The following is an 18,649-nucleotide window of genomic DNA, read 5'->3' on the forward strand; positions in this document are numbered from 1 at the left end:
GCCTGGGGCTGCGCCCGCCCGGTACCGACGAGTAACGTCACCCCCATGGCAATCCGCACCAAGGACGAGGCCCTGACCCTCCTGCGCGCCGCCCTGGACGACGCCGGGGTGGCCTGGGAGCCGGCCGCCACCGACCCGTACACGCTGGTGGCGGCCCTCCCGGGCACCCGCAAGCTGAGCACCACCTGCGCCCTGCGGGTCGGCGACCACACCCTGTCGGTGAACGCCTTCGTGATCCGCCGTCCGGACGAGAACCACGAGGCCGTCTACCGCTGGCTGCTGGAGCGCAACACCCGGCTGTACGGCGTCGGGTACGCGATCGACGCGCTCGGCGACGTCTACCTGGCCGGCCGGCTGCCGTTGGAGGCGCTCACCGCGCAGGTCGTGGACCGGCTGCTCGGCACGGTGCTGGAGAACGCGGACGAGCCGTTCAACACCCTGCTGGAGCTGGGCTTCGCCACCGCGATCCGGCGCGAGTGGGAGTGGCGGACCAAGCGCGGGGAGTCCACCCGCAACCTGGCCGCCTTCGCCCACCTGGCCGCCCCGCGGGACGCCTCGGCCGAGGCCCCGGTCACTCCGGACGCGCCGGCCGCACCGGACACCCCGGCCGCCGGCTGACCCGCGGGCCGGTCAGGCGCCCGCCGGGGCCTTCCCGGCCGGCTCCACCGCGGGCTCCGCGGCCGAAGGCGCCGTGGCCGTGCGCGCCGGAGCCCCCACCGCGGGCGCCGGGACCTCCGTGGCCACGGGCCGCCGGCGCCCGGCCGCGCCGGTCCGGCGGGCCAGCACCACGTACCCGAGCGCGGTGACCGTCCCGACCGCCCCGCAGGCCGTCCAGAGCACCGCCGGCCCCGCGTGCTGGAGCAGCAGCCCGCCGCCCGCCGGGCCGAGGAACGAGGCGAGCGACCAGGAGAGGCTGTGCACGCCCTGGTAGCGGCCGCGCCCGTGGGTCGGCGCCAGCTCGGCGACCAGGCCCATCATCACCGGCGTGTTGAGGATCTCGCCGACCGTCCAGACGGCCACCGAGAGCGCGAACAGCCAGGCCGAGGACCCGGCCAGCGCGGCCAGCCCGAAGCCCCAGCCGGTGAGCAGGCAGCTGGTGATCAGCAGTCCGGTGCGCGAGCGGCCCTCCATCCAGCGGGTCAGCGGGATCTGCAGGACCACGATCAGCAGCCCGTTCAGGCCGATGACCAGGCCGTACTCGGTGGAGGTGATGCCGGAGGCGCCCATGTCCACGGCCAGCGTGGTGCTGCCCTGCTGGAAGACCAGCGCGAGCAGCAGGGTGAGCCCGACCAGCGCCATGAACGGGGCGTCCCGGAACACCGAGAGCAGGCTGACCGGCGGTTCGGCGGAGCCGTCCGCCCGGCCGGGCGCGGCCTGCGGCCTGGTCTCCGGGATCCGGATGAAGATCACCACCGCGCAGACCAGGGTGGAGAACGCGTCCAGCAGGAAGAGCGTGAGGTAGCCGTGGGTGGCGATCAGGCCCGCCACGGCCGCCGAGAGGCCGAAGCCGATGTTGATCGCCCAGTAGTTCAGCGAGTACGCGCGGACCCGGTCCTCGGCCGGCACCAGGTCGGCGATGATCGCCGAGGTGGGCGGCCGGGTGGCGTTGTTGCACAGGCCCACCAGGAAGGCCACCACGGCGATCGCCACCTGGCCGTCCGCGAAGCCGAGCACGGCGGTGAACAGCGCGGTGCCGAGCTGGGCGGCGAGCAGGGTGGGCCGGCGCCCGATCCGGTCGGCCAGCACGCCCGCGAGGATCGCCGCGACGGCCGAGCCGAGGCCGAACAGCGAGGCCACCAGGCCCGCGTAGGAGGCCGAGTACCCCCGGTCGACGGTCAGATACAGCGCCAGGAAGGTGACGACGAAAGCGCCGAGCTTGTTCACCAGCGTGCTCACCCAGAGCCACCAGAACTGTCGCGGCAGCCCGCCCACGGTCTCCTGTACGAGTCTTCGGATCCGGGGGTTGGCGACCAGGGCGACGAGCATGTGGGGGCTCCCGTGGGCAGGCGTCCGCCGAACGGTGCGGCAGGCCCGGTCAGCCGACGCATGTAAGTGTCAGATGCGCGGAGCACACATTACACATCGGCCGAAGGTCCCCACCAGGGGTTTTCCGACCCCCCACTAAGCTGGGGGCCATGGCTGACACGACGTACCGACTCATCCTGCTCCGCCACGGCGAGAGCCAGTGGAACCAGAAGAACCTGTTCACCGGTTGGGTCGATGTCGACCTCAACGAGAAGGGCGAGAAGGAGGCCGCCCGCGGTGGCGAGCTCCTGGCCGCCGAGGGTCTGCTCCCCGACGTGCTGCACACCTCGCTGCTGCGCCGCGCCATCCGCACCTCCCAGATCGCCCTGGACAAGGCCGACCGGCACTGGATCCCGGTCAGCCGCAGCTGGCGGCTGAACGAGCGCCACTACGGCGCGCTCCAGGGCAAGGACAAGGCCCAGACCCTGGCCGAGTTCGGGGAGGAGCAGTTCCAGCTGTGGCGCCGCTCGTACGACACCCCGCCGCCGGTGCTGGCCGACGACGCCGAGTACTCGCAGGCCGGTGACGCGCGCTACGCCGACATCCCGAGCGAGCTGCGTCCGCGCACCGAGTGCCTGAAGGACGTCGTCGACCGGATGCTGCCGTACTGGTACGACGCCATCGTCCCGGACCTCGCCGCCGGCCGGACCGTCCTGGTCACCGCCCACGGCAACAGCCTGCGCGCGCTGGTCAAGCACCTCGACGGCATCTCCGACGAGGCCATCGCCGGCCTGAACATCCCGACCGGCATCCCGCTGGTCTACGAGCTGGACGCCGACTTCAAGCCCGTCACCCCGGGCGGCCGCTACCTCGACCCGGACGCCGCCGCGGCCGCCATCGAGGCGGTCAAGAACCAGGGCAAGAAGTAGGCCGCTTGCCGCTACGGCCCCGTCACCCGGTCCGACCGGGCGGCGGGGCCTTCGTTCGTTTTCGGTCGGTTCGGGGTCAACCCGCTTGCCTGGTGGGGGAGTTGGGTAGGTGGGAAAATGGTTCAGACCATTGACGGCCGCAGTCGGCGGCTCCTACCGTGAGGGCACCGGACTGGCGCAGGCATGCCAGGATCTCCCCGTCCGGGCCGCCGCACCCCCACGCGCGCGCGTCTGTGCCCCCGGCGCACACTCCATCCACCCCCACGGAGGAGCACCATGCGCACACGCCACATCGTCGGGGCGGCCGTCGCCGCGCTGGCGATCCCGCTGACCCTCGCCTTCCCGGCCGCGTCCCACGGCTGGATCACGACCCCGCCCAGCCGGGCCGCGCTCTGCGACACCCACGTGGACGGCGTCCCGTGGGACTGCGGGGACATCCAGTGGGAGCCGCAGAGCGTCGAGGGCCCCAAGGGCTTCCCGGCCCTCGGCCTCTCGGACGGCACCATCTGCGCCGGCGGCAACGCGCGCTTCGCCGAGCTGGACGACCCGCACGCGGGCGCCTGGCCGACCACGCCGGTGACGGCGGGCGGGCAGCTCACCTTCACCTGGAAGTTCACCGCCCGGCACGCGACCACCGACTTCCGGTACTACATGACCAAGCCGGGCTACGACGCGAGCCAGCCGGTCACCCGGGCCAACCTGGACCTGACGCCCTTCCTGACCGTCCCGTACGGCGGGCAGCAGGTGCCGAGCACGCTCAGCCACACCGCGACCATCCCGGGCGGGCGCACCGGCCACCAGGTGGTCGTCGCGGTCTGGACGATCTCCGACACCGGGAACGCCTTCTACTCCTGCACCGACGTCGCGTTCTGACGTCCGGTCCTGACGCGGACGCGGACGCGGACGCGAACACGGACGAGGACGCGGACCCGGACGCGAACGAGGTGCACGGCCGCCGGAAGACCGTGCACCTCGGGGAGTCCTCGGACGGCGGCGCGCTCAGTGGCCGCCGCAGCAGCCGCCGTCGGCACCGCCGCACTGGCAGGGCGCGCCGGACTGGCAGCCGCAGCCGCAGCCCGGGCCGCAGCCGCAGCCGGCGGCGAGGACGGGGAGCAGCTTCGGGGCGGGTGGCTCGACGGTGGTGTGGGCGGATGCCGGTCGGGTCGGGTGGGCCTTCATCGAGCTTCCCTCCTTGTGACGGGCACAGTCCTGTGCCCCCAACGTCGAGTGAAGCCGCCGAATGGACGGAGCGTCAACGGGCGCGCGGTGGTGGGGCGCACGGAGTGCCGTGCGCCCGCACCACCCTCGTCGCAGGTTTACTCGCCCCGGGGGGTGAGCCGGGAGCGGCCACGAAGCACCGCCCGGACCGGAGGTCAGTCGACCGGCGCGGCCTCGGCGGCCTCGGTGGCGGCCACGAACTCGGCCACGTGCTCGCCCGTCACCAGGTACACCACGCGCTTGGCGACCGACACCGCGTGGTCCGCGAAGCGCTCGTAGTAGCGGCCGACCAGGGTGATGTCGACGGCGGTCTCGATCCCGTGGTGCCAGCGCTCGTCGATTAGGTGCGACAGCAGCTCGCGGTGCAGGGTGTCGATCGCGTCGTCGTCCTGCTCCATCTCCAGCGCCTTGTCGACGTCCTTGGTGGCGATGACCAGGCCGGCCTTGGCCACCAGGCGCTGGGCGAGCTGGCCCATCTCCAGGACGGTGGAGTGCAGGTCGCTCGGCACGGCGGTGTCGGGGTAGCGCATCCGCGCGACCTTGGCGACGTGCCGGGCGAGGTCGCCGCAGCGCTCCAGGTCGGCGCTCATCCGCAGCGAGGTGACGACGATGCGCAGGTCGGTGGCGACCGGCTGCTGGCGGGCGAGGAGGTCGATGGCCCGGTTCTCCAGGTCGTGGTGGAGCTCGTTGACCTTCTCGTCGGCGGCGATCACGCCCTCCGCCAGGGCGAGGTCCGCGTCGAGGAGGGCGGTGGTGGCGCGGCCCATGGCAGAGCCGACCAGCCGGGCCATCTCGACCAGGCTGTCGCCGATCGCATCGAGTTCCTCGTGGTACGCGTCGCGCATGTTCTCTCCTCAGTAGCTGTGTCGGTGGCGGTGCCGACCGGTCAGCCCGTCCGACCGTCGTTCCGGTGTCCGGGTGACCGCTGCTGGTGGCGCGCATCGTACGCGCACACCCGAGCCGGTGGCCGCTGTTCGGCACACCGATCTCTCCCACACGGGCTGCCTGGCCAACTTTCGGCCGCCTGGGCGACGGTGCACGGCCGCTCTGGTGAATCGGCGGCTACCTGAAGGTGAATTCTCGGCAACGCGTGGTCGATGCCTTGATCGGGTGCTTGGGGACTGGCCTGGCCGTGCGCTTACGCTGGCCACATGGACGTGAACGTGGCCGCCGCCGCTGCCTGTGCCATAGCCGGGCTCGGTGTCGGCCTCACCGCCTCCATCGCCTTCCGCTGGAGCGAGCGCGAGCAGGCCAAGGGCAGGTACAGCGCAACCGGCGGCAGGAACCCCGGCCGGTACCAGTCACTGGGTACCGGCAACCCCGAGCCGCCGCTGCCGCCCGGGGTCGACACCGTGCTCTCCGTACTCCGCTCCTGCGCGATCGTGCTGGGCGAGGGCGACGAGGTGGTCAAGGCCAGTTCGGCGGCGTACGCGATGGGCCTGGTGCGCGGCGGTGCCGTCGCGGTGGACCAGATGCTCGCGCTGGCCCGCTCCACCCGCCGGGACGGCGAGATCCGCCAGGTCGAGCTGGAGGTGCCCCGGCCGGGCGCGGCCCGCGCGGCCGAGCCGCTCGCGGTCTCCGTCCGGGTCGCCCCGCTCGGCTCCCGGCTGGTGCTGGTGCTGGTCGAGGACCAGACCGAGCGCCGCCGGGTGGAGGCCGTCCGTCGGGACTTCGTGGCCAACGTCAGCCACGAGCTCAAGACCCCGGTCGGCGCCCTGTCGCTGCTCTCCGAGGCGGTCGTGGACGCGTCCGACGACCCGGAGGCGGTGCAGCGCTTCGCCGGCCGGATGCAGGTCGAGGCGGCCCGGCTGGCCAGCCTGGTCCAGGAGATCATCGACCTCTCCCGGGTCCAGGACGACCGGCTGATGATCGACCCGGAGCCGGTCGCGGTGGACGAGCTGATCGCCGAGGCGATCGACCGCTGCCGCCAGCAGGCCGCCGCCAAGCAGATCCTGATCGCGGCGGGCGGCATCGCCGGCCTCTACCTGCACGGCAACCGCGGCCAGCTCGCCGCCGCGCTCGGCAACCTGGTCGAGAACGCCGTCAACTACAGCCCGCCCCGCACCCGGGTGGCCATCGCCACCCGGCGGATCTCCAGCGCCGCGGCGCTCGGGGAGGCGGACGGCGAGCTCATCGAGATCTCGGTCACCGACCAGGGCATCGGCATCTCCGAGAAGGACCGCGAGCGGGTCTTCGAGCGGTTCTACCGCGTCGACCCCGCCCGCTCCCGGGCGACCGGCGGCACCGGCCTGGGCCTGTCCATCGTCAAGCACGTCGCGGCCTCGCACGGCGGCACCGTCTCGGTGTGGAGCGTCGAGGGCCAGGGGTCGACCTTCACCGTCCGCCTGCCCGCCGGGCAGGCACCCACGGAGGACGAGCCCGACGACGCGTTCGACGACGAGTTCGGCGACGAGCCGGACCACACGCCGGACGGCGGCCCCGCCGGCCCCGCCGCCGCACCCCGAACCCTCACCACGGACCGGACGGACCGCGCTCCCCGCGCGCCCCGCACGGACCGTTCGCTCCCCACCGGGGAGCGGGCACCACACCTGTCAGACACAACCCCGCAGCTTGCCCCGGAGGCCTGATCGTGACCCGAGTACTGGTGGTCGAGGACGAGGAGTCGTTCAGCGACGCCCTCTCGTACATGCTCCGCAAGGAGGGCTTCGAGGTGGCCGTGGCCGCCACCGGCCCCGACGCCCTGGAGCAGTTCGAACGGAACGGCGCCGACCTCGTCCTGCTCGACCTGATGCTGCCGGGCCTGCCCGGCACCGAGGTCTGCCGCCAGCTCCGGGTGCGTTCCAACGTCCCGGTGATCATGGTGACCGCGAAGGACAGCGAGATCGACAAGGTCGTCGGTCTGGAGATAGGCGCTGACGACTACGTCACCAAGCCGTACTCCACCCGCGAGCTGGTCGCGCGGATCCGCGCGGTGCTGCGCCGCCGCGGCGAGGACGGCGGCGCGGGCGACAACGGCGGCGGCCCGGGCGCCCTGGAGGCGGGCCCGGTCCGGATGGACGTGGACCGCCACGTGGTGACCGTGGACGGCGCCAAGGTCGACCTGCCGCTCAAGGAGTTCGACCTGCTGGAGATGCTGCTGCGCAACGCGGGCCGGGTGCTCACCCGGATGCAGCTGATCGACCGGGTCTGGGGCGCGGACTACGTCGGCGACACCAAGACCCTGGACGTCCACGTGAAGCGCCTGCGGGCCAAGATCGAGCCGGACCCGGGCGCGCCGCGCTACCTGGTCACGGTCCGCGGCCTGGGCTACAAGTTCGAGCCGTAAACCGTCCCCACCACGCGGAAGGCCCCCGCCGGCAGCAGCCGGAGGGGGCCTTCGCGTCGCTCCGGCGGGCCCTGGAGGGCCCGCCGGGGGCGGGGTGCGGCGTCAGTGCGCGGCCGGGACGGCCGGGGCGGTGGTGCCGGCCGGGACGGCGGCACCGGTGGCCGGCGCGCCCGGGGTGGTGGCGCCAGGGGCCGGAGCGGTGGCACCGGGGGTGGCGGCACCGGGGGTGGTGGTCTTGGCCGGGGTCGCGGTCGGCGACGGGGTCGGACCGAAGCCCTTGTACAGGCCGCGGCCGTCTGCGCCCGAGTCCGGGCTCACGGCGGCCTGGGCCTCGACCTTCTGGCCGTCCTTGAAGGTGAACACGGTCGGGGCGAAGCCGCCGACGTGGACGGTCGCGGAGGCGGCGGTGGCGGACGGGTTGCCCTGGCCGCCGATCACCACCGCGCCGCGGGCCGGGATGATGATGCCGGACAGCGGAGCGCCGGCGGCGTCCGCGAAGGTGGTGGCGGCACCGCCGACGGTGACGGACTGGAGCTCGGCCGGGGCGTCCGCGGTGTTCGCGATGTTCACGACCACGTTGGCGGGACCGGTGTGGTCGCCCGAGGCGCCCTCCCCGGTGACGACCACGATGTTGTTCAGCCGGAGGTTCGTTCCGAGGGTCGCCGCCGCGTTGTCCGGCTTGATCTGCAGGGTGTCCGGCGTGTTGCCGGCGGCGCAGGAGGACAGCGAGGCGATGGCGATGGCGGCGAGGGCGGCGATGCTGCCGCGTCGAAGGCTGCGGCTCACGGCGGCGGCTTCTCCCTAGGTCACGTGTCGGGTGGTCAGGTCTCAGATTATCGACCTCGCTTATGCGCTCCTCACGGGGTGGTCCCCGTGTCGCACTCCCGGGGGCCGCCGGGGGCCGTCCGGCCGTACGCCGGGGGTGCGTCCGGCGGTACGTCGACATGTCCGGGTCACGCGGAGGACAAGGTTCGACCAAGATCGAATAACGATTCGGCCGCGACTCGAAAAGGGGTGAAAGCTCAAGATCCAATCATGGTTGCGGGGGTGTTGCGCAAGGGTTTCGTCGAACCCCGGAACCGCCTCCGACCTGCGGGAAGCCCCTCTCGAACACCGGTCGCAGCACGTCATGGGGGTCCTTGTCAAGCCCCGAGACCGGCCCTGACCTGCGAAAACGCCCTTCGGGTGGGCCGAGAAGCGTGTTATTCTGGAAAGCCACGGAAGGGGTCCTGTCACATGACGTTCAAGGTTGGCGACACGGTGGTCTACCCCCATCACGGGGCCGCGCTGATCGAGGCCATCGAAACTCGCCAGATCAAAGGTGTGGACAAGACCTACCTGGTGCTCAAGGTGCAGCAGGGAGACCTGACGCTCCGCGTGCCCGCCGAGAACGCGGAGTTCGTCGGTGTGCGCGATGTAGTCGGCCAGGAGGGTCTGGACCGGGTCTTCGAGGTGCTGCGGGCACCGTACACGGAAGAGCCGACCAACTGGTCCCGTCGCTACAAGGCGAACCTGGAGAAGCTCGCCTCGGGTGATGTCATCAAGGTCGCCGAGGTCGTCCGCGACCTGTGGCGCCGCGAGCGCGAGCGCGGCCTCTCGGCCGGCGAGAAGCGGATGCTCGCGAAGGCGCGCCAGATCCTCGTCAGCGAGCTCGCGCTGGCGGAGAACACCAACGAGGACAAGGCGGAGACGCTGCTCGACGAGGTCCTCGCCTCGTAGCGCGCCACCGCAGTGCGGTCGGGCTGCCGCCCAACGCTCACAGCGCCCGGTGCCGGCGCGCCACTCCTCGGACGAACCGTCCGGGAGTGGTGCAGTGGCACTCCGGGCGCTGAGGCATGTCCGGACCACGCCACCCGCCCGAGCTGGCCCAGGCCTGCAAGACCGTTTCCGCACCCGTTCTTGCGCGGAACTTGCGGAGCTGTGCGGCGGACGGTGGACCGTGGTTCTTCGGAAGGGGCCCGGTGCGCCCGCCGGGCACGCCATGGCCATACCCACTTCGCCGAAGGAGTGAAACCTGAACGCGTCAGGAGCAGTCGCAGCAGCAGTGGTGCCCGCCGCCGGACGGGGTGAGCGGCTGGGGCCCGGGGCCCCGAAGGCCCTGCGGGAACTGGGGGGCGTGCCGCTCCTGGTGCACGCCGTCCGGGCCCTGGCCCGCAGCCGGGCGGTCGGCCTGGTCGTGGTCGCCGCGCCCGCCGACGGGGTGGCCGAGGTGGTCGCCCTGCTGGACAGCCACGGGCTGGACGACAAGGACATCCGGGTGGTGGCCGGCGGGGCGACCCGCCAGGAGTCGGTCCGGCTGGGCCTGGCCGCGATCCCGGACGAGGTCGGGATCGTGCTGGTGCACGACGCGGCCCGCCCGCTGGTCCCGGTCGAGGTGGTGGACGCCGTCGCGGCCGCCGTCCGGGCCGGGGCGCGGGCGGTGGTGCCCGCGGTGCCGCTGGCCGACACGGTGAAGCGGGTCGAGCCGAACCCGGGCGGCCCCGAGCCGGTGCTCGACACGCCCGAGCGCGCCACCCTGCGCGCGGTGCAGACCCCGCAGGGCTTCGACCGCGCCACCCTGGTCGAGGTGCACGCCAAGGCGCTGGCCGAGGAGAGCGCGGGCACCGCCGACGCGCCCCCGGTCACCGACGACGCGGGCCTGGTGGAGCGCTACGGCGGCCGGGTCGTCGTGGTGCCCGGCCACGAGGAGGCGTTCAAGGTCACCCGTCCACTGGACCTCGTGCTCGCCGAGGCCGTACTCGCCCGCAGGAGGGCCGCCGATGCCTACTGACCCGCAGACCCCCGTGATCCCCCGCGTGGGGATCGGCACCGACGTGCACGCCTTCGAGACCGGCCGCCCGCTCCGGGTGGCCGGGCTGGACTGGCCGGACGCCGAGGTCGGCCTCTCCGGGCACTCGGACGCCGACGTCGCCGCGCACGCCGCCTGCGACGCGCTGTTCTCGGCCGCCGGGATCGGCGACCTGGGCGCCCACTTCGGCACCGACCGCCCGGAGTGGGCCGGCGCGTCCGGGGCGAAGCTGCTCGGCGAGGCGGCCCGGCTGGTCCGCGAGGCGGGCTTCGAGATCGGCAACGTGGCGGTCCAGGTGATCGGCGTGCGGCCGAAGATCGGCAAGCGGCGGGCCGAGGCGCAGGCCGCGCTGTCCGAGGCGGTCGGCGCCCCGGTGTCCGTCTCCGGCACCACCACCGACGGGCTGGGGCTGACCGGCCGGGCCGAGGGCCTGGCCGCGATCGCCACCGCCCTGGTGTACGAACGGCGTTGAGCCGGTCGCGGTGAGCGGTCGGGAACAACCCGGACCTGACGGGTGTTCACCGGGTGTTCCCGGGGCCCGAGTCGCTAGTGTTCGGCTCGGGCCCGGACGGGGCTTCCGCTCGGGCCGAACGCCGACGTGAAGGGGTTTCCGATGGGTGTCGAACTTGCGGACAAGGTCAAGGAACTGCTCGACAGCACGAGCTTCGCCGTGGTCTCCACCATCCAGCCCGACGGGGGCCCGCAGGCCTCCGTGGTCTGGGTCAAGCGGGACGGCGACGACATCCTGTTCTCCACCGTCGAGGGCCGCCGGAAGCACCTCAACCTGGTCAGGGACCCGAGGGTGTCCCTCGTCATCAACGACAAGGACAACCCGTACGAGTACTTCGAGGCGCGCGGCGAGGCGACGCTGACCACCGAGGGCGGCCGGGAGCTGATCGACGAGCTGTCCCGCAAGTACCTGGGCAAGGACTACACCTTCGACGGCCCGGAGGCGGTCCGGGTGGTCGTCCGGATCTCCCCGGACAAGGTGCTCGGCAACATCTGAGTCCCGTCCGCGTCCCGCCGTTTCCCCGGGATCACGCCCCCGTTGTCCCGGGGAATGTGGCGGGGCACCCCCCGGTGCCCACTACGCTTGACGCTGTGAGCATTCGTCTGTACGACACCAGCACCCGCCAGGTACGCGACTTCGTCCCGCTTGTACCGGGTTGTGTCTCGATCTACCTGTGCGGCGCTACCGTTCAGTCGGCGCCACACATCGGGCACATCCGGTCGTACCTCAACTTCGACCTCATGCAGCGGTGGTTCGCCTACCGCGGCTACCAGGTGACCTTCGCCCGGAACGTCACCGACATCGACGACAAGATCATCGCCAAGGAGCGCGAGCTCGGCACGCCGTGGTGGCAGATCGCCTACGAGAACGAGCGCGCCTTCAACGACGGCTACGACGCGCTCGGCTGCCTGCGGCCGACGGTCGAGCCGCGGGCCACGGGGCACATCCCCGAGATGATCGCGATGATGCAGGGGCTCATCGAGAAGGGCCACGCCTACGCGGCCGACGGCAACGTCTACTTCGACGTGCGGTCGTACCCCGACTACCTGGCGCTCTCCAACCAGAAGCTGGACGACCTGCGCCAGCCCGAGGGCGAGGGCGAGACCGGCAAGCGGGACCAGCGCGACTTCGCGATGTGGAAGGCCGCCAAGCCGGGCGAGCCGAGCTGGGAGACCCCGTGGGGCCGCGGCCGTCCGGGCTGGCACCTGGAGTGCTCGGCGATGGCCCACAAGTACCTGGGCGCGGCCTTCGACATCCACGGCGGCGGGCTGGACCTGATCTTCCCGCACCACGAGAACGAGATCGCCCAGTCCAAGGCCTACGGCGACGACTTCGCCGGCTTCTGGGTGCACAACGCCTGGGTCACCATGGCCGGCGAGAAGATGAGCAAGTCGCTGGGCAACTCGGTGCTGGTCTCCGAGATGGTCCGGGCGTGGCGGCCGATCGTGCTCCGCTACTACCTGGCGGCCCCGCACTACCGCTCGATGATCGAGTACAGCGAGGAGTCGCTGCGCGAGGCCGAGGCCGGCTTCGGCCGGATCGAGGGCTTCATCCAGCGCGCCGTCGAGCGCTGCGGCACGGTCGACGCGGCGCCCGAGGTGCCGCCGGCCTTCGCCGAGGCGATGGACGACGACTTCGGCGTGCCGCAGGCGCTGGCCGTCGTGCACACCGCCGTCCGCCAGGGCAACAGCGCCCTGAACGCGGACGACAAGGAGAGCGTGGTGGCGCGACTGGCCGAGGTCCGTGCGATGCTCGGTGTACTGGGCCTCGACCCGCTCGACCCGCACTGGGCCGGGACGGAGCGCGGCGAGGACCTCCACGGAGTGGTCGACTCGTTGGTCCGTCTGGTCCTGGACCAGCGGCAGGCCGCGCGCGAGCGCAAGGACTTCGCCACCGCGGACGCCATCCGCGACCAGCTCGGCCTCGCCGGGCTGGCCATCGAGGACACCCCGTCCGGCCCGCGCTGGACGATCAACAGCCAGTAACCCCATCCGACGATCGGGGTGATGGGTGGGCCGTACCGGACCGGTGCGGCCCTCCCGCATGACGTAGCGCATGCCGTCGGCCGCCACCGGGCAGACCGGGACGGCCGGGGCATGCCGGACAGACAGGAAGTACAGCCATGGCCGGCAACAGTGCACGCAGGAACCGTCGCAACCCCGGATCGAAGAAGGGCGCGTCTGTCGGTACCGGCGGCCACAGCCGGAAGGCGCTCCAGGGCAAGGGCCCGACGCCGCCCGGTGCGGAGCGCAAGGGCCACCCGAAGCAGCGCGCCGCCAACGCCGCGATCAAGCGCGAGCGGGACGCCAAGGCCCGGGCCGGCATGCGCCGGGCCGGCGGCGGCGGCCGCGGTGGCCGCGGCGGTGCGGGCAGCGCCGAGCTGGTCTTCGGCCGCAACTCGGTGGTCGAGGCCCTGCAGGGCGACGTCCCGGCCAACGCGCTGTACGTCCAGCAGTTCATCGACACCGACGACCGGGTCCGCGACGCCTTCCAGGCCGCCAACGACCGCGGCATCCCGCTGATGGAGGCCCCGCGGCCCCAGCTGGACCAGATGACCGGCGGGATGAACCACCAGGGCCTGGTGCTCCAGGTGCCGCCGTACGAGTACGCGCACCCCGACGACCTGCTGGTCGACGCCGCCGACGCCGGCCAGGACGCGCTGATCATCGCGCTGGACGGCGTGACCGACTCGCGCAACCTGGGCGCCGTGGTCCGCTCGGCCGCCGCCTTCGGCGCGCACGGCGTGGTCATCCCCGAGCGCCGCGCGGCCGGCATGACCGCCGGTGCCTGGAAGACCTCCTCCGGCGCCGCGGCCCGGCTGCCCGTCGCCCGGGCCACCAACATGACCCGCACCCTGGAGGCCTACCAGAAGGCCGGTCTGATGGTGGTCGGCCTGGCCGCCGACGGCGAGGCCGAGATCGGCGACCTGGAGCTGCTGACCGGTCCGGTCGTGATCGTCGCGGGCAGCGAGGGCAAGGGCCTGTCCCGGCTGGTCTCGGAGACCTGCGACATGCGGGTCCGGATCCCGATGTCCGGCCTGACCGAGTCGCTGAACGCCGGTGTCGCGGCGGGCATCGTGCTGTACGAGGCCGCGCGACTGCGCGCCAAGCGCTGAGCACGGCCGGGTCGCGGCGCGCAGGAGATCTTCCGAATTCCCCGCAATCCGAGTGAAGGCGATCGGGCCCCGACCGGGCCCGATCGCTTTTTTCATGATCACTTCAAGTGTGCGCCGGACATCCACCCGGGAGAGTGTCCTAAGCGGGCGTCACCCGGTTAGACGGGCGTGGACACCAGAACACCTCGGCGCCCCCTGTTCGGCGACGGCAGCACCGGGATAGACGCGGGCCCCGGCCTCAACACCGTCAAGGTGGAGTCGGACCCTTCGCGGCTCAGCAGCACCCAGGCGAGCTTCCGGCTCCGGCTCGGCGGCCCGGTGGCGCCGCTGATCGATGCCCCGGCCGGACTGCTGTCCACCGGTGCCGCATTCGGCGACCCGTACGCCAACCAGGGCCTGATCCGCCGTCCGCTGGTCACCCCGCAGGTCGTCGTGCCCTCCTCCGCCGTCCCGGCGCTGGCCGGGGCCGGGGCCGGCGGCGCACCGCGCCGCAAGGGCCGGGTCACCGCCGTCACCTGGACCGGTCAGGCGCCCCCCGGGGACCTCGCGGCCACCCGGCTGCTGGAGGCGGTGCGCCCCGGCGGCACCCAGGCCGGCGGCGTCCGCCTGATCGAGGCGGACACCCAGGCGCTCCCCTCCCTCGCGGGCGCCCGCACCCTCCCGCGCCAGCCCCGCGAGGGCGCCGGCACCGCCACCGACGCGGGCGTCGGCCCGGTCGGCGAGCCGCACGGCTGGACCCCGAGCGGCGAACTGCCCGAGGTCTCCGCCGTCGACGCCGCGGGCAGGCAGCCTTGGTACCCGGGCCGCCGGGTCGACCTCGGCCTGGTGCTGCTGCCGCTGCGCGCCGTCCTCGGCTCGCTCTCCGTCTACGCCGGGTTCAGCAAGCTCTGCGACCCGGTGTACTTCGACGGCGGCGAGCGCGGCTCGATGATGCGCTGGCTCTCCTCGCTGCACCCCTGGAAGGTCGCCGAACCGCTGCTGGCCTTCGCCATGGCGCACCCGGTGGGCGCCGGCCTGGTGGTGTCGTTCACCCAGATCGTGGTCGGCGTGCTGACCGTCCTCGGCCTCTGGCAGCGGCTCGCCGCCGGCGCCGCGATGGCGCTCTCCGCCGCGCTGCTGTTCACCGTCAGCTGGCGGGCCGTCCCGGTCTACGACACCCCGGACCTGATCTTCCTCGCGGCGTGGAGCCCGCTGCTGATCGCCGGGGCGCCGTTCGCCTCGCTGGACGGGCGGCTCAGCCTGGAGGCCTGGCGCCGGTACGGCGCGGACGCGCCCGGGGCGCTGCGCCGCCGGGTGCTGCGCCGCGGCACCGTGGTCACCACGGTCGTCGTCGGCCTGACCCTGCTGCTCGGCTCGATGCTCGGCGCCGCCGTCCGTACCGGCGCCCGGGCGCACCAGGCGCCGGACCGTCCGGCCACCGACTACGGCACCCCGGTCTGGCCGTCCGGCAGCCCGTCCGGCGCCCCCGGCGGCAAGGGCACGTCCACCACGCCCCAACCCGCCGCCCCGCACCCGGCCACCCCGACGCCGAGCGCGACCACCCCGGCCGCCACGCCGTCCACCAAGCCGGCCACCCCGACGCCGAGCGGCAAGGCGCACTCGGGCAAGCCGGAGGCCGGGTCGGGCTCCTCCCCGGCCGCGCCCGCCCCGTCCGGCGGCTCCGGCGGCACCGCCCCCGCCTCGCGCGGCACCCCGGGCACCGGCGGCTCGGGGCCGGCGGCCAAGTCCAGCCCGAGCTCCGGCGGGCTGCTCGGCGGGGTGCTGGGCAGCGCGCCGCTGGCCGACCTCTCCGGCGGCCGGACCTCCCACCCGGGGGTGCCGACCGCGACCTGAGGCCCTCGTGACGGCGGTCGGCCGGGTGCTCCGCGGGGAGCACCCGGCCGACGCGTGTCCGCGGGCGGCCGTACGGCTCGCGGCCCGCTGGTTACCTGGGGGACCGGCCGGCGCCGGAGGCGAGCTCCTTGGCCGCCTCGGTGAGGTCCTTGGCGGTGTCGATGGCCCGCCAGTACACGCCCTGCGGCAGCTGGTAGCCCGCCAGCCGCTTGCCGCGGGCGAGCTGGGGGAAGGTGGTGCGCTCGTGGTCGCCCACGTCCGGCAGCAGCTCGGCGAACTCGGGGCTGAACACGTACAGGCCAGCGTTGATCAGGAAGGGCGAGGGCGGCGCCTCGATGAAGTCCAGCACGTTGCCGAACTGGTCGGTCTCCACCGCGCCCCAGGGGATCCGCGGCCGGGCCAGCGCGAGCGTCGCGACGGCGTCCCGCTCGTGGTGGAACGCGGCCATCTCGCGCAGGCTGAACCGGGTCCAGATGTCGCCGTTGGTGGCGTACCAGGGCTCGTCCGGGCGGGGCAGCGCCTTGGCCGCGTACTTGAGCCCGCCGCCGCGCCCGAGCGGCTCCGCCTCGACCACCGTGCGCACCCGCAGCGGCAGGTCCGCCTTGTCCAGCCACTCCTCCAGCACGTCGGCGAGGTGCCCGCAGGAGACCACGACGTCGGTGACGCCCTCCTCGGCCAGCCAGGCCAGCTGGTGGCCGAGGATCGGCGTGCCCGTCCCGGGGATCTCGACCAGCGGCTTCGGGCGGTCGTCCGTGTAGGGGCGCAGCCGGGAGCCCTGGCCGCCGGCCAGGATGACGGCCTGGGTGACGGGCGTCGTGGTCGGCCGCGGCGGGTGGGGCTGCGGGGGCCGGGCGGACGGGAGGTCGGCGGTGGGGCCGGAGTCAGCGGTCATGCCTGAACAATAAGGCGGCGGACGGGGGCGTCCGCCGCCTCGGGGGCCTGCCTCGGCCCCCTTGCCTTCCCTTGCGTTCCCGGCCGCCTCAGCCGACGACGCCGGCCGCGAACGCGCCGTCGCAGACCGGGCGGGCGAAGGTGCGGGCCCGCTGGACGTCGCCCTGGTACTTGCGCACCGCGGCCTTGCCCAACTCGGTGGCCAGCGAGGTGCAGTACGGCGTCAGCGAGGGCTGCTCGCGCATCGAGCGCTCCAGCAGGTCCAGCGCGGCGGAGGGGTTCTTCGCCCGCAGCTCGTCCAGCAGCACCACCCGCAGCGACTCCTGCGGGGCGAGCCCGTCCGAGGCCTTGGCCACGGCGCCGGCCGCGTTGTTGGAGCGTCCGATCCCGGCGCCGTCGCCGCTGGACGCCGCCACGACCTGCTGGTCGAGCCCGGTCGGCGGGGCCCACGGGACCCTGGTCACGGCGAGGGTGCCGGTGGTCACCAGGACGACCGGCAGGGTCAGGGCGACGGTCTGGCCGATACGGCGCAACAGCTGCTTCACCCTCAGGAGAGTAGCGGTGGGTACGGGCCGGATCGCCCTCCGTTACCCCATCGAGTGACACGGTGTCCGGGTTTGTCCCCTTGCCGTGTTGACGCGGGGGCGTCCGGACGGGGTCGAAGGGGCGGGGGTACGGACGGAGCCCGCCGGACCACGAGGGTCCGACGGGCTCCGGGTGCCGCGCTGGTCGCGGCCGTCGCGCGGGGTCGCGTCAGTTGCTCAGGCGCAGGCCGGAGCTGGTGGAGAAGACGTGGGTCTCGTTGGCGATCGGCACGACGTGGACGGTCTCGCCGCGGGCCGGGATCTGGCGGCCGGGCACGCGGACGACCAGGTCGTGGTTCTCGCCGCCGATCTGGGTGGTGCCGTAGACGAAGCCGTCCGAGCCGAGCTCCTCGACCACGTTCACGGTCACCGCGACGCCCTCGATGCCGCCCGCCGGGACGATCTCGAAGTGCTCCGGGCGGACACCGACGGTCACCGTCTTGTCGGTGCCGGCGCCGGCCAGGTCCTCGCGGGAGATGTTGACGACCGAGCCGCCGAACTTCACGCCGCCGTCCACCAGCGGCACCTCGACCAGGTTCATGGCCGGCGAGCCGATGAAGCCGGCCACGAAGAGGTTCGCGGGCTTGTCGTACATGTTGCGCGGGGTGTCGACCTGCTGGAGCAGACCGTCCTTGAGCACCGCGACCCGGTCGCCCATGGTGAGCGCCTCGGTCTGGTCGTGGGTGACGTACACCGTGGTGATGCCCAGGCGGCGCTGGAGGCCGGCGATCTGGGTACGGGTCGAGACGCGGAGCTTGGCGTCCAGGTTCGACAGCGGCTCGTCCATCAGGAAGACCTGCGGCTGGCGGACGATCGCGCGGCCCATCGCGACGCGCTGGCGCTGACCGCCGGAGAGCGCCTTCGGCTTGCGGTCCAGCAGCGTGGTGAGGTCGAGGATCTTCGCGGCCTCCTCGACCTTGGTGCGGATCTCCGCCTTGTTCACGCCGGCGATCTTGAGCGCGAAGCCCATGTTGTCGGCGACGGTCATGTGCGGGTACAGCGCGTAGTTCTGGAACACCATGGCGATGTCCCGGTCCTTCGGCGGCAGGTGGGTGACGTCGCGGTCGCCGATCCGGATCGCACCGGCGTTGACGTCCTCCAGACCGGCCAGCATGCGCAGGCTGGTCGACTTGCCGCAGCCCGAGGGGCCGACCAGCACGAGGAACTCGCCGTCCGCGATCTCCAGGTCCAGCGCGTCCACCGAGGGCTTGTCCGCCCCGGGGTACACGCGGGTCGCCTTGTCGTACGTGACAGAAGCCATGGTTGTTTGTCTCCTTCACCGGCAGGAACGTGCCGGACGATCCGAGTAAAGGGGGTCTGTTCTGCTCCGCCGGCCCACCAGTGGTCTGAACCACTGCCACGAACCGGCTCCCGGCGACGCTACCTGCGCGTCCGCCGCTTGTCAGCCCCCACCCGACCCGATTTCGGCATCGGTTCCATCACGCCCACCCATCCCACCAACCCCCGGATATACCCCCATCCCGTCACCCGGGCCCGGTAGACTGCCCCCCGGTGCCGCCGTGATCCAT

Annotated in this window: 19 protein-coding genes; 12 read left to right on the top strand and 7 right to left on the bottom strand. The window is 73.1% G+C overall.

Annotation, left to right across the window (positions count from 1 at the left end; all coding sequences use genetic code 11):
* The first annotated feature begins 45 nt into the window (after positions 1 to 45).
* Positions 46 to 618, top strand: a complete 573-nt coding sequence (locus ACFVXH_RS12095) for a YbjN domain-containing protein (RefSeq protein ID WP_387822627.1) — start codon at positions 46 to 48, stop codon at positions 616 to 618.
* Between the two features lie 12 nt (positions 619 to 630).
* Here the strand turns inward: ACFVXH_RS12095 and ACFVXH_RS12100 are convergent, their stop codons facing one another.
* On the bottom strand, positions 631 to 1,986 hold the full coding sequence (locus tag ACFVXH_RS12100) for an MFS transporter (protein WP_387822630.1): 1,356 nt from the start codon (positions 1,984 to 1,986) through the stop codon (positions 631 to 633).
* A 149-nt stretch (positions 1,987 to 2,135) separates the two neighbouring features.
* Here ACFVXH_RS12100 and ACFVXH_RS12105 point away from each other — a divergent pair, with 149 nt between their 5' ends.
* Both ACFVXH_RS12105 and ACFVXH_RS12110 read left to right on the top strand, forming a co-directional pair.
* Positions 2,136 to 2,894 carry a phosphoglyceromutase gene (locus ACFVXH_RS12105; protein ID WP_049657900.1) on the top strand — a complete coding sequence of 253 codons (759 nt, stop codon included), beginning with the start codon at positions 2,136 to 2,138 and terminating at the stop codon, positions 2,892 to 2,894.
* Positions 2,895 to 3,170: 276 nt separating this feature from the next.
* Positions 3,171 to 3,767 (top strand): lytic polysaccharide monooxygenase, encoded by a 597-nt coding sequence (locus tag ACFVXH_RS12110; RefSeq protein WP_387822633.1) that lies wholly within the window; start codon positions 3,171 to 3,173, stop codon positions 3,765 to 3,767.
* A 126-nt stretch (positions 3,768 to 3,893) separates the two neighbouring features.
* Here ACFVXH_RS12110 and ACFVXH_RS12115 read toward each other — a convergent pair whose 3' ends face one another.
* Together ACFVXH_RS12115 and phoU are read right to left on the bottom strand one after the other, a co-directional pair.
* Positions 3,894 to 4,073 (bottom strand): hypothetical protein, encoded by a 180-nt coding sequence (locus ACFVXH_RS12115; protein WP_074001727.1) that lies wholly within the window; start codon positions 4,071 to 4,073, stop codon positions 3,894 to 3,896.
* A gap of 194 nt (positions 4,074 to 4,267) precedes the next feature.
* Positions 4,268 to 4,957 (bottom strand): phosphate signaling complex protein PhoU, encoded by a 690-nt coding sequence (gene phoU, locus ACFVXH_RS12120; protein ID WP_049657907.1) that lies wholly within the window; start codon positions 4,955 to 4,957, stop codon positions 4,268 to 4,270.
* A 306-nt stretch (positions 4,958 to 5,263) separates the two neighbouring features.
* On the opposite strand from phoU, the gene ACFVXH_RS12125 reads away from it, so the two are divergent.
* Entirely contained in the window at positions 5,264 to 6,700 is a 1,437-nt protein-coding gene (locus ACFVXH_RS12125) for a sensor histidine kinase (protein WP_375876597.1), read from the top strand.
* 2 nt (positions 6,701 to 6,702) lie between these two features.
* Positions 6,703 to 7,398 carry a response regulator transcription factor gene (locus ACFVXH_RS12130; RefSeq protein WP_031069385.1) on the top strand — a complete coding sequence of 232 codons (696 nt, stop codon included), beginning with the start codon at positions 6,703 to 6,705 and terminating at the stop codon, positions 7,396 to 7,398.
* A 102-nt stretch (positions 7,399 to 7,500) separates the two neighbouring features.
* Here the strand turns inward: ACFVXH_RS12130 and ACFVXH_RS12135 are convergent, their stop codons facing one another.
* Positions 7,501 to 8,184: a DUF461 domain-containing protein gene (locus ACFVXH_RS12135; RefSeq protein ID WP_387822638.1), complete on the bottom strand. Its 684-nt coding sequence runs from the start codon at positions 8,182 to 8,184 to the stop codon at positions 7,501 to 7,503.
* Between the two features lie 450 nt (positions 8,185 to 8,634).
* On the opposite strand from ACFVXH_RS12135, the gene ACFVXH_RS12140 reads away from it, so the two are divergent.
* The 7 genes from ACFVXH_RS12140 (at position 8,635) to ACFVXH_RS12170 (ending at position 15,645) form a co-directional block, all read left to right on the top strand.
* Positions 8,635 to 9,117, top strand: a complete 483-nt coding sequence (locus ACFVXH_RS12140) for a CarD family transcriptional regulator (protein WP_014136563.1) — start codon at positions 8,635 to 8,637, stop codon at positions 9,115 to 9,117.
* A 295-nt stretch (positions 9,118 to 9,412) separates the two neighbouring features.
* The gene (ispD, locus tag ACFVXH_RS12145; RefSeq protein WP_074001725.1) at positions 9,413 to 10,168 is read left to right on the top strand and encodes a 2-C-methyl-D-erythritol 4-phosphate cytidylyltransferase; all 756 of its coding nucleotides are present in this window, start codon (positions 9,413 to 9,415) and stop codon (positions 10,166 to 10,168) included.
* Complete coding sequence (ispF, locus tag ACFVXH_RS12150) at positions 10,158 to 10,658, top strand: 2-C-methyl-D-erythritol 2,4-cyclodiphosphate synthase (protein WP_387822641.1); 501 nt, start codon at positions 10,158 to 10,160, stop codon at positions 10,656 to 10,658. Before ispD ends, ispF begins: the two co-directional genes overlap by 11 nt.
* 141 nt (positions 10,659 to 10,799) lie before the next feature.
* The gene (locus ACFVXH_RS12155) at positions 10,800 to 11,192 is read left to right on the top strand and encodes a PPOX class F420-dependent oxidoreductase (RefSeq protein WP_049657181.1); all 393 of its coding nucleotides are present in this window, start codon (positions 10,800 to 10,802) and stop codon (positions 11,190 to 11,192) included.
* A 95-nt stretch (positions 11,193 to 11,287) separates the two neighbouring features.
* The gene (gene cysS, locus ACFVXH_RS12160; protein ID WP_049657179.1) at positions 11,288 to 12,682 is read left to right on the top strand and encodes a cysteine--tRNA ligase; all 1,395 of its coding nucleotides are present in this window, start codon (positions 11,288 to 11,290) and stop codon (positions 12,680 to 12,682) included.
* A 137-nt stretch (positions 12,683 to 12,819) separates the two neighbouring features.
* Positions 12,820 to 13,812 carry a 23S rRNA (guanosine(2251)-2'-O)-methyltransferase RlmB gene (gene rlmB, locus ACFVXH_RS12165; protein WP_049657177.1) on the top strand — a complete coding sequence of 331 codons (993 nt, stop codon included), beginning with the start codon at positions 12,820 to 12,822 and terminating at the stop codon, positions 13,810 to 13,812.
* A gap of 168 nt (positions 13,813 to 13,980) precedes the next feature.
* Positions 13,981 to 15,645, top strand: a complete 1,665-nt coding sequence (locus ACFVXH_RS12170; RefSeq protein WP_387822646.1) for a DoxX family membrane protein — start codon at positions 13,981 to 13,983, stop codon at positions 15,643 to 15,645.
* A gap of 91 nt (positions 15,646 to 15,736) precedes the next feature.
* Here the strand turns inward: ACFVXH_RS12170 and ACFVXH_RS12175 are convergent, their stop codons facing one another.
* The 3 genes from ACFVXH_RS12175 to ACFVXH_RS12185 all read right to left on the bottom strand — a co-directional run bounded on the left by ACFVXH_RS12175 (position 15,737) and on the right by ACFVXH_RS12185 (position 18,381).
* Entirely contained in the window at positions 15,737 to 16,537 is an 801-nt protein-coding gene (locus ACFVXH_RS12175) for a nucleotidyltransferase family protein (protein ID WP_107086556.1), read from the bottom strand.
* An 88-nt stretch (positions 16,538 to 16,625) separates the two neighbouring features.
* Positions 16,626 to 17,081: a hypothetical protein gene (locus tag ACFVXH_RS12180; protein ID WP_049656385.1), complete on the bottom strand. Its 456-nt coding sequence runs from the start codon at positions 17,079 to 17,081 to the stop codon at positions 16,626 to 16,628.
* A gap of 208 nt (positions 17,082 to 17,289) precedes the next feature.
* Entirely contained in the window at positions 17,290 to 18,381 is a 1,092-nt protein-coding gene (locus tag ACFVXH_RS12185; protein WP_387822651.1) for an ABC transporter ATP-binding protein, read from the bottom strand.
* Positions 18,382 to 18,649 lie beyond the last annotated feature (268 nt).

Source organism: Kitasatospora sp. NPDC058184 (assembly GCF_042883725.1).
Taxonomy (GTDB): Bacteria; Actinomycetota; Actinomycetes; order Streptomycetales; family Streptomycetaceae; genus Kitasatospora.

Excerpts from the sequence above, each read along its gene's own strand:
- ispF (WP_387822641.1), top strand. The coding sequence starts at position 10,158 with ATGCCTACTGACCCGCAGACCCCCGTGATCCCCCGCGTGGGGATCGGC.
- rlmB (WP_049657177.1), top strand. The coding sequence starts at position 12,820 with ATGGCCGGCAACAGTGCACGCAGGAACCGTCGCAACCCCGGATCGAAG.
- ACFVXH_RS12125 (WP_375876597.1), top strand. The coding sequence starts at position 5,264 with ATGGACGTGAACGTGGCCGCCGCCGCTGCCTGTGCCATAGCCGGGCTC.
- ACFVXH_RS12185 (WP_387822651.1), bottom strand. The coding sequence starts at position 18,381 with ATGGCTTCTGTCACGTACGACAAGGCGACCCGCGTGTACCCCGGGGCG.
- ACFVXH_RS12110 (WP_387822633.1), top strand. The coding sequence starts at position 3,171 with ATGCGCACACGCCACATCGTCGGGGCGGCCGTCGCCGCGCTGGCGATC.
- phoU (WP_049657907.1), bottom strand. The coding sequence starts at position 4,957 with ATGCGCGACGCGTACCACGAGGAACTCGATGCGATCGGCGACAGCCTG.
- ACFVXH_RS12115 (WP_074001727.1), bottom strand. The coding sequence starts at position 4,073 with ATGAAGGCCCACCCGACCCGACCGGCATCCGCCCACACCACCGTCGAG.
- ACFVXH_RS12175 (WP_107086556.1), bottom strand. The coding sequence starts at position 16,537 with ATGACCGCTGACTCCGGCCCCACCGCCGACCTCCCGTCCGCCCGGCCC.
- ACFVXH_RS12105 (WP_049657900.1), top strand. The coding sequence starts at position 2,136 with ATGGCTGACACGACGTACCGACTCATCCTGCTCCGCCACGGCGAGAGC.
- ACFVXH_RS12100 (WP_387822630.1), bottom strand. The coding sequence starts at position 1,986 with ATGCTCGTCGCCCTGGTCGCCAACCCCCGGATCCGAAGACTCGTACAG.
- ACFVXH_RS12155 (WP_049657181.1), top strand. The coding sequence starts at position 10,800 with ATGGGTGTCGAACTTGCGGACAAGGTCAAGGAACTGCTCGACAGCACG.
- ACFVXH_RS12140 (WP_014136563.1), top strand. The coding sequence starts at position 8,635 with ATGACGTTCAAGGTTGGCGACACGGTGGTCTACCCCCATCACGGGGCC.
- ACFVXH_RS12095 (WP_387822627.1), top strand. The coding sequence starts at position 46 with ATGGCAATCCGCACCAAGGACGAGGCCCTGACCCTCCTGCGCGCCGCC.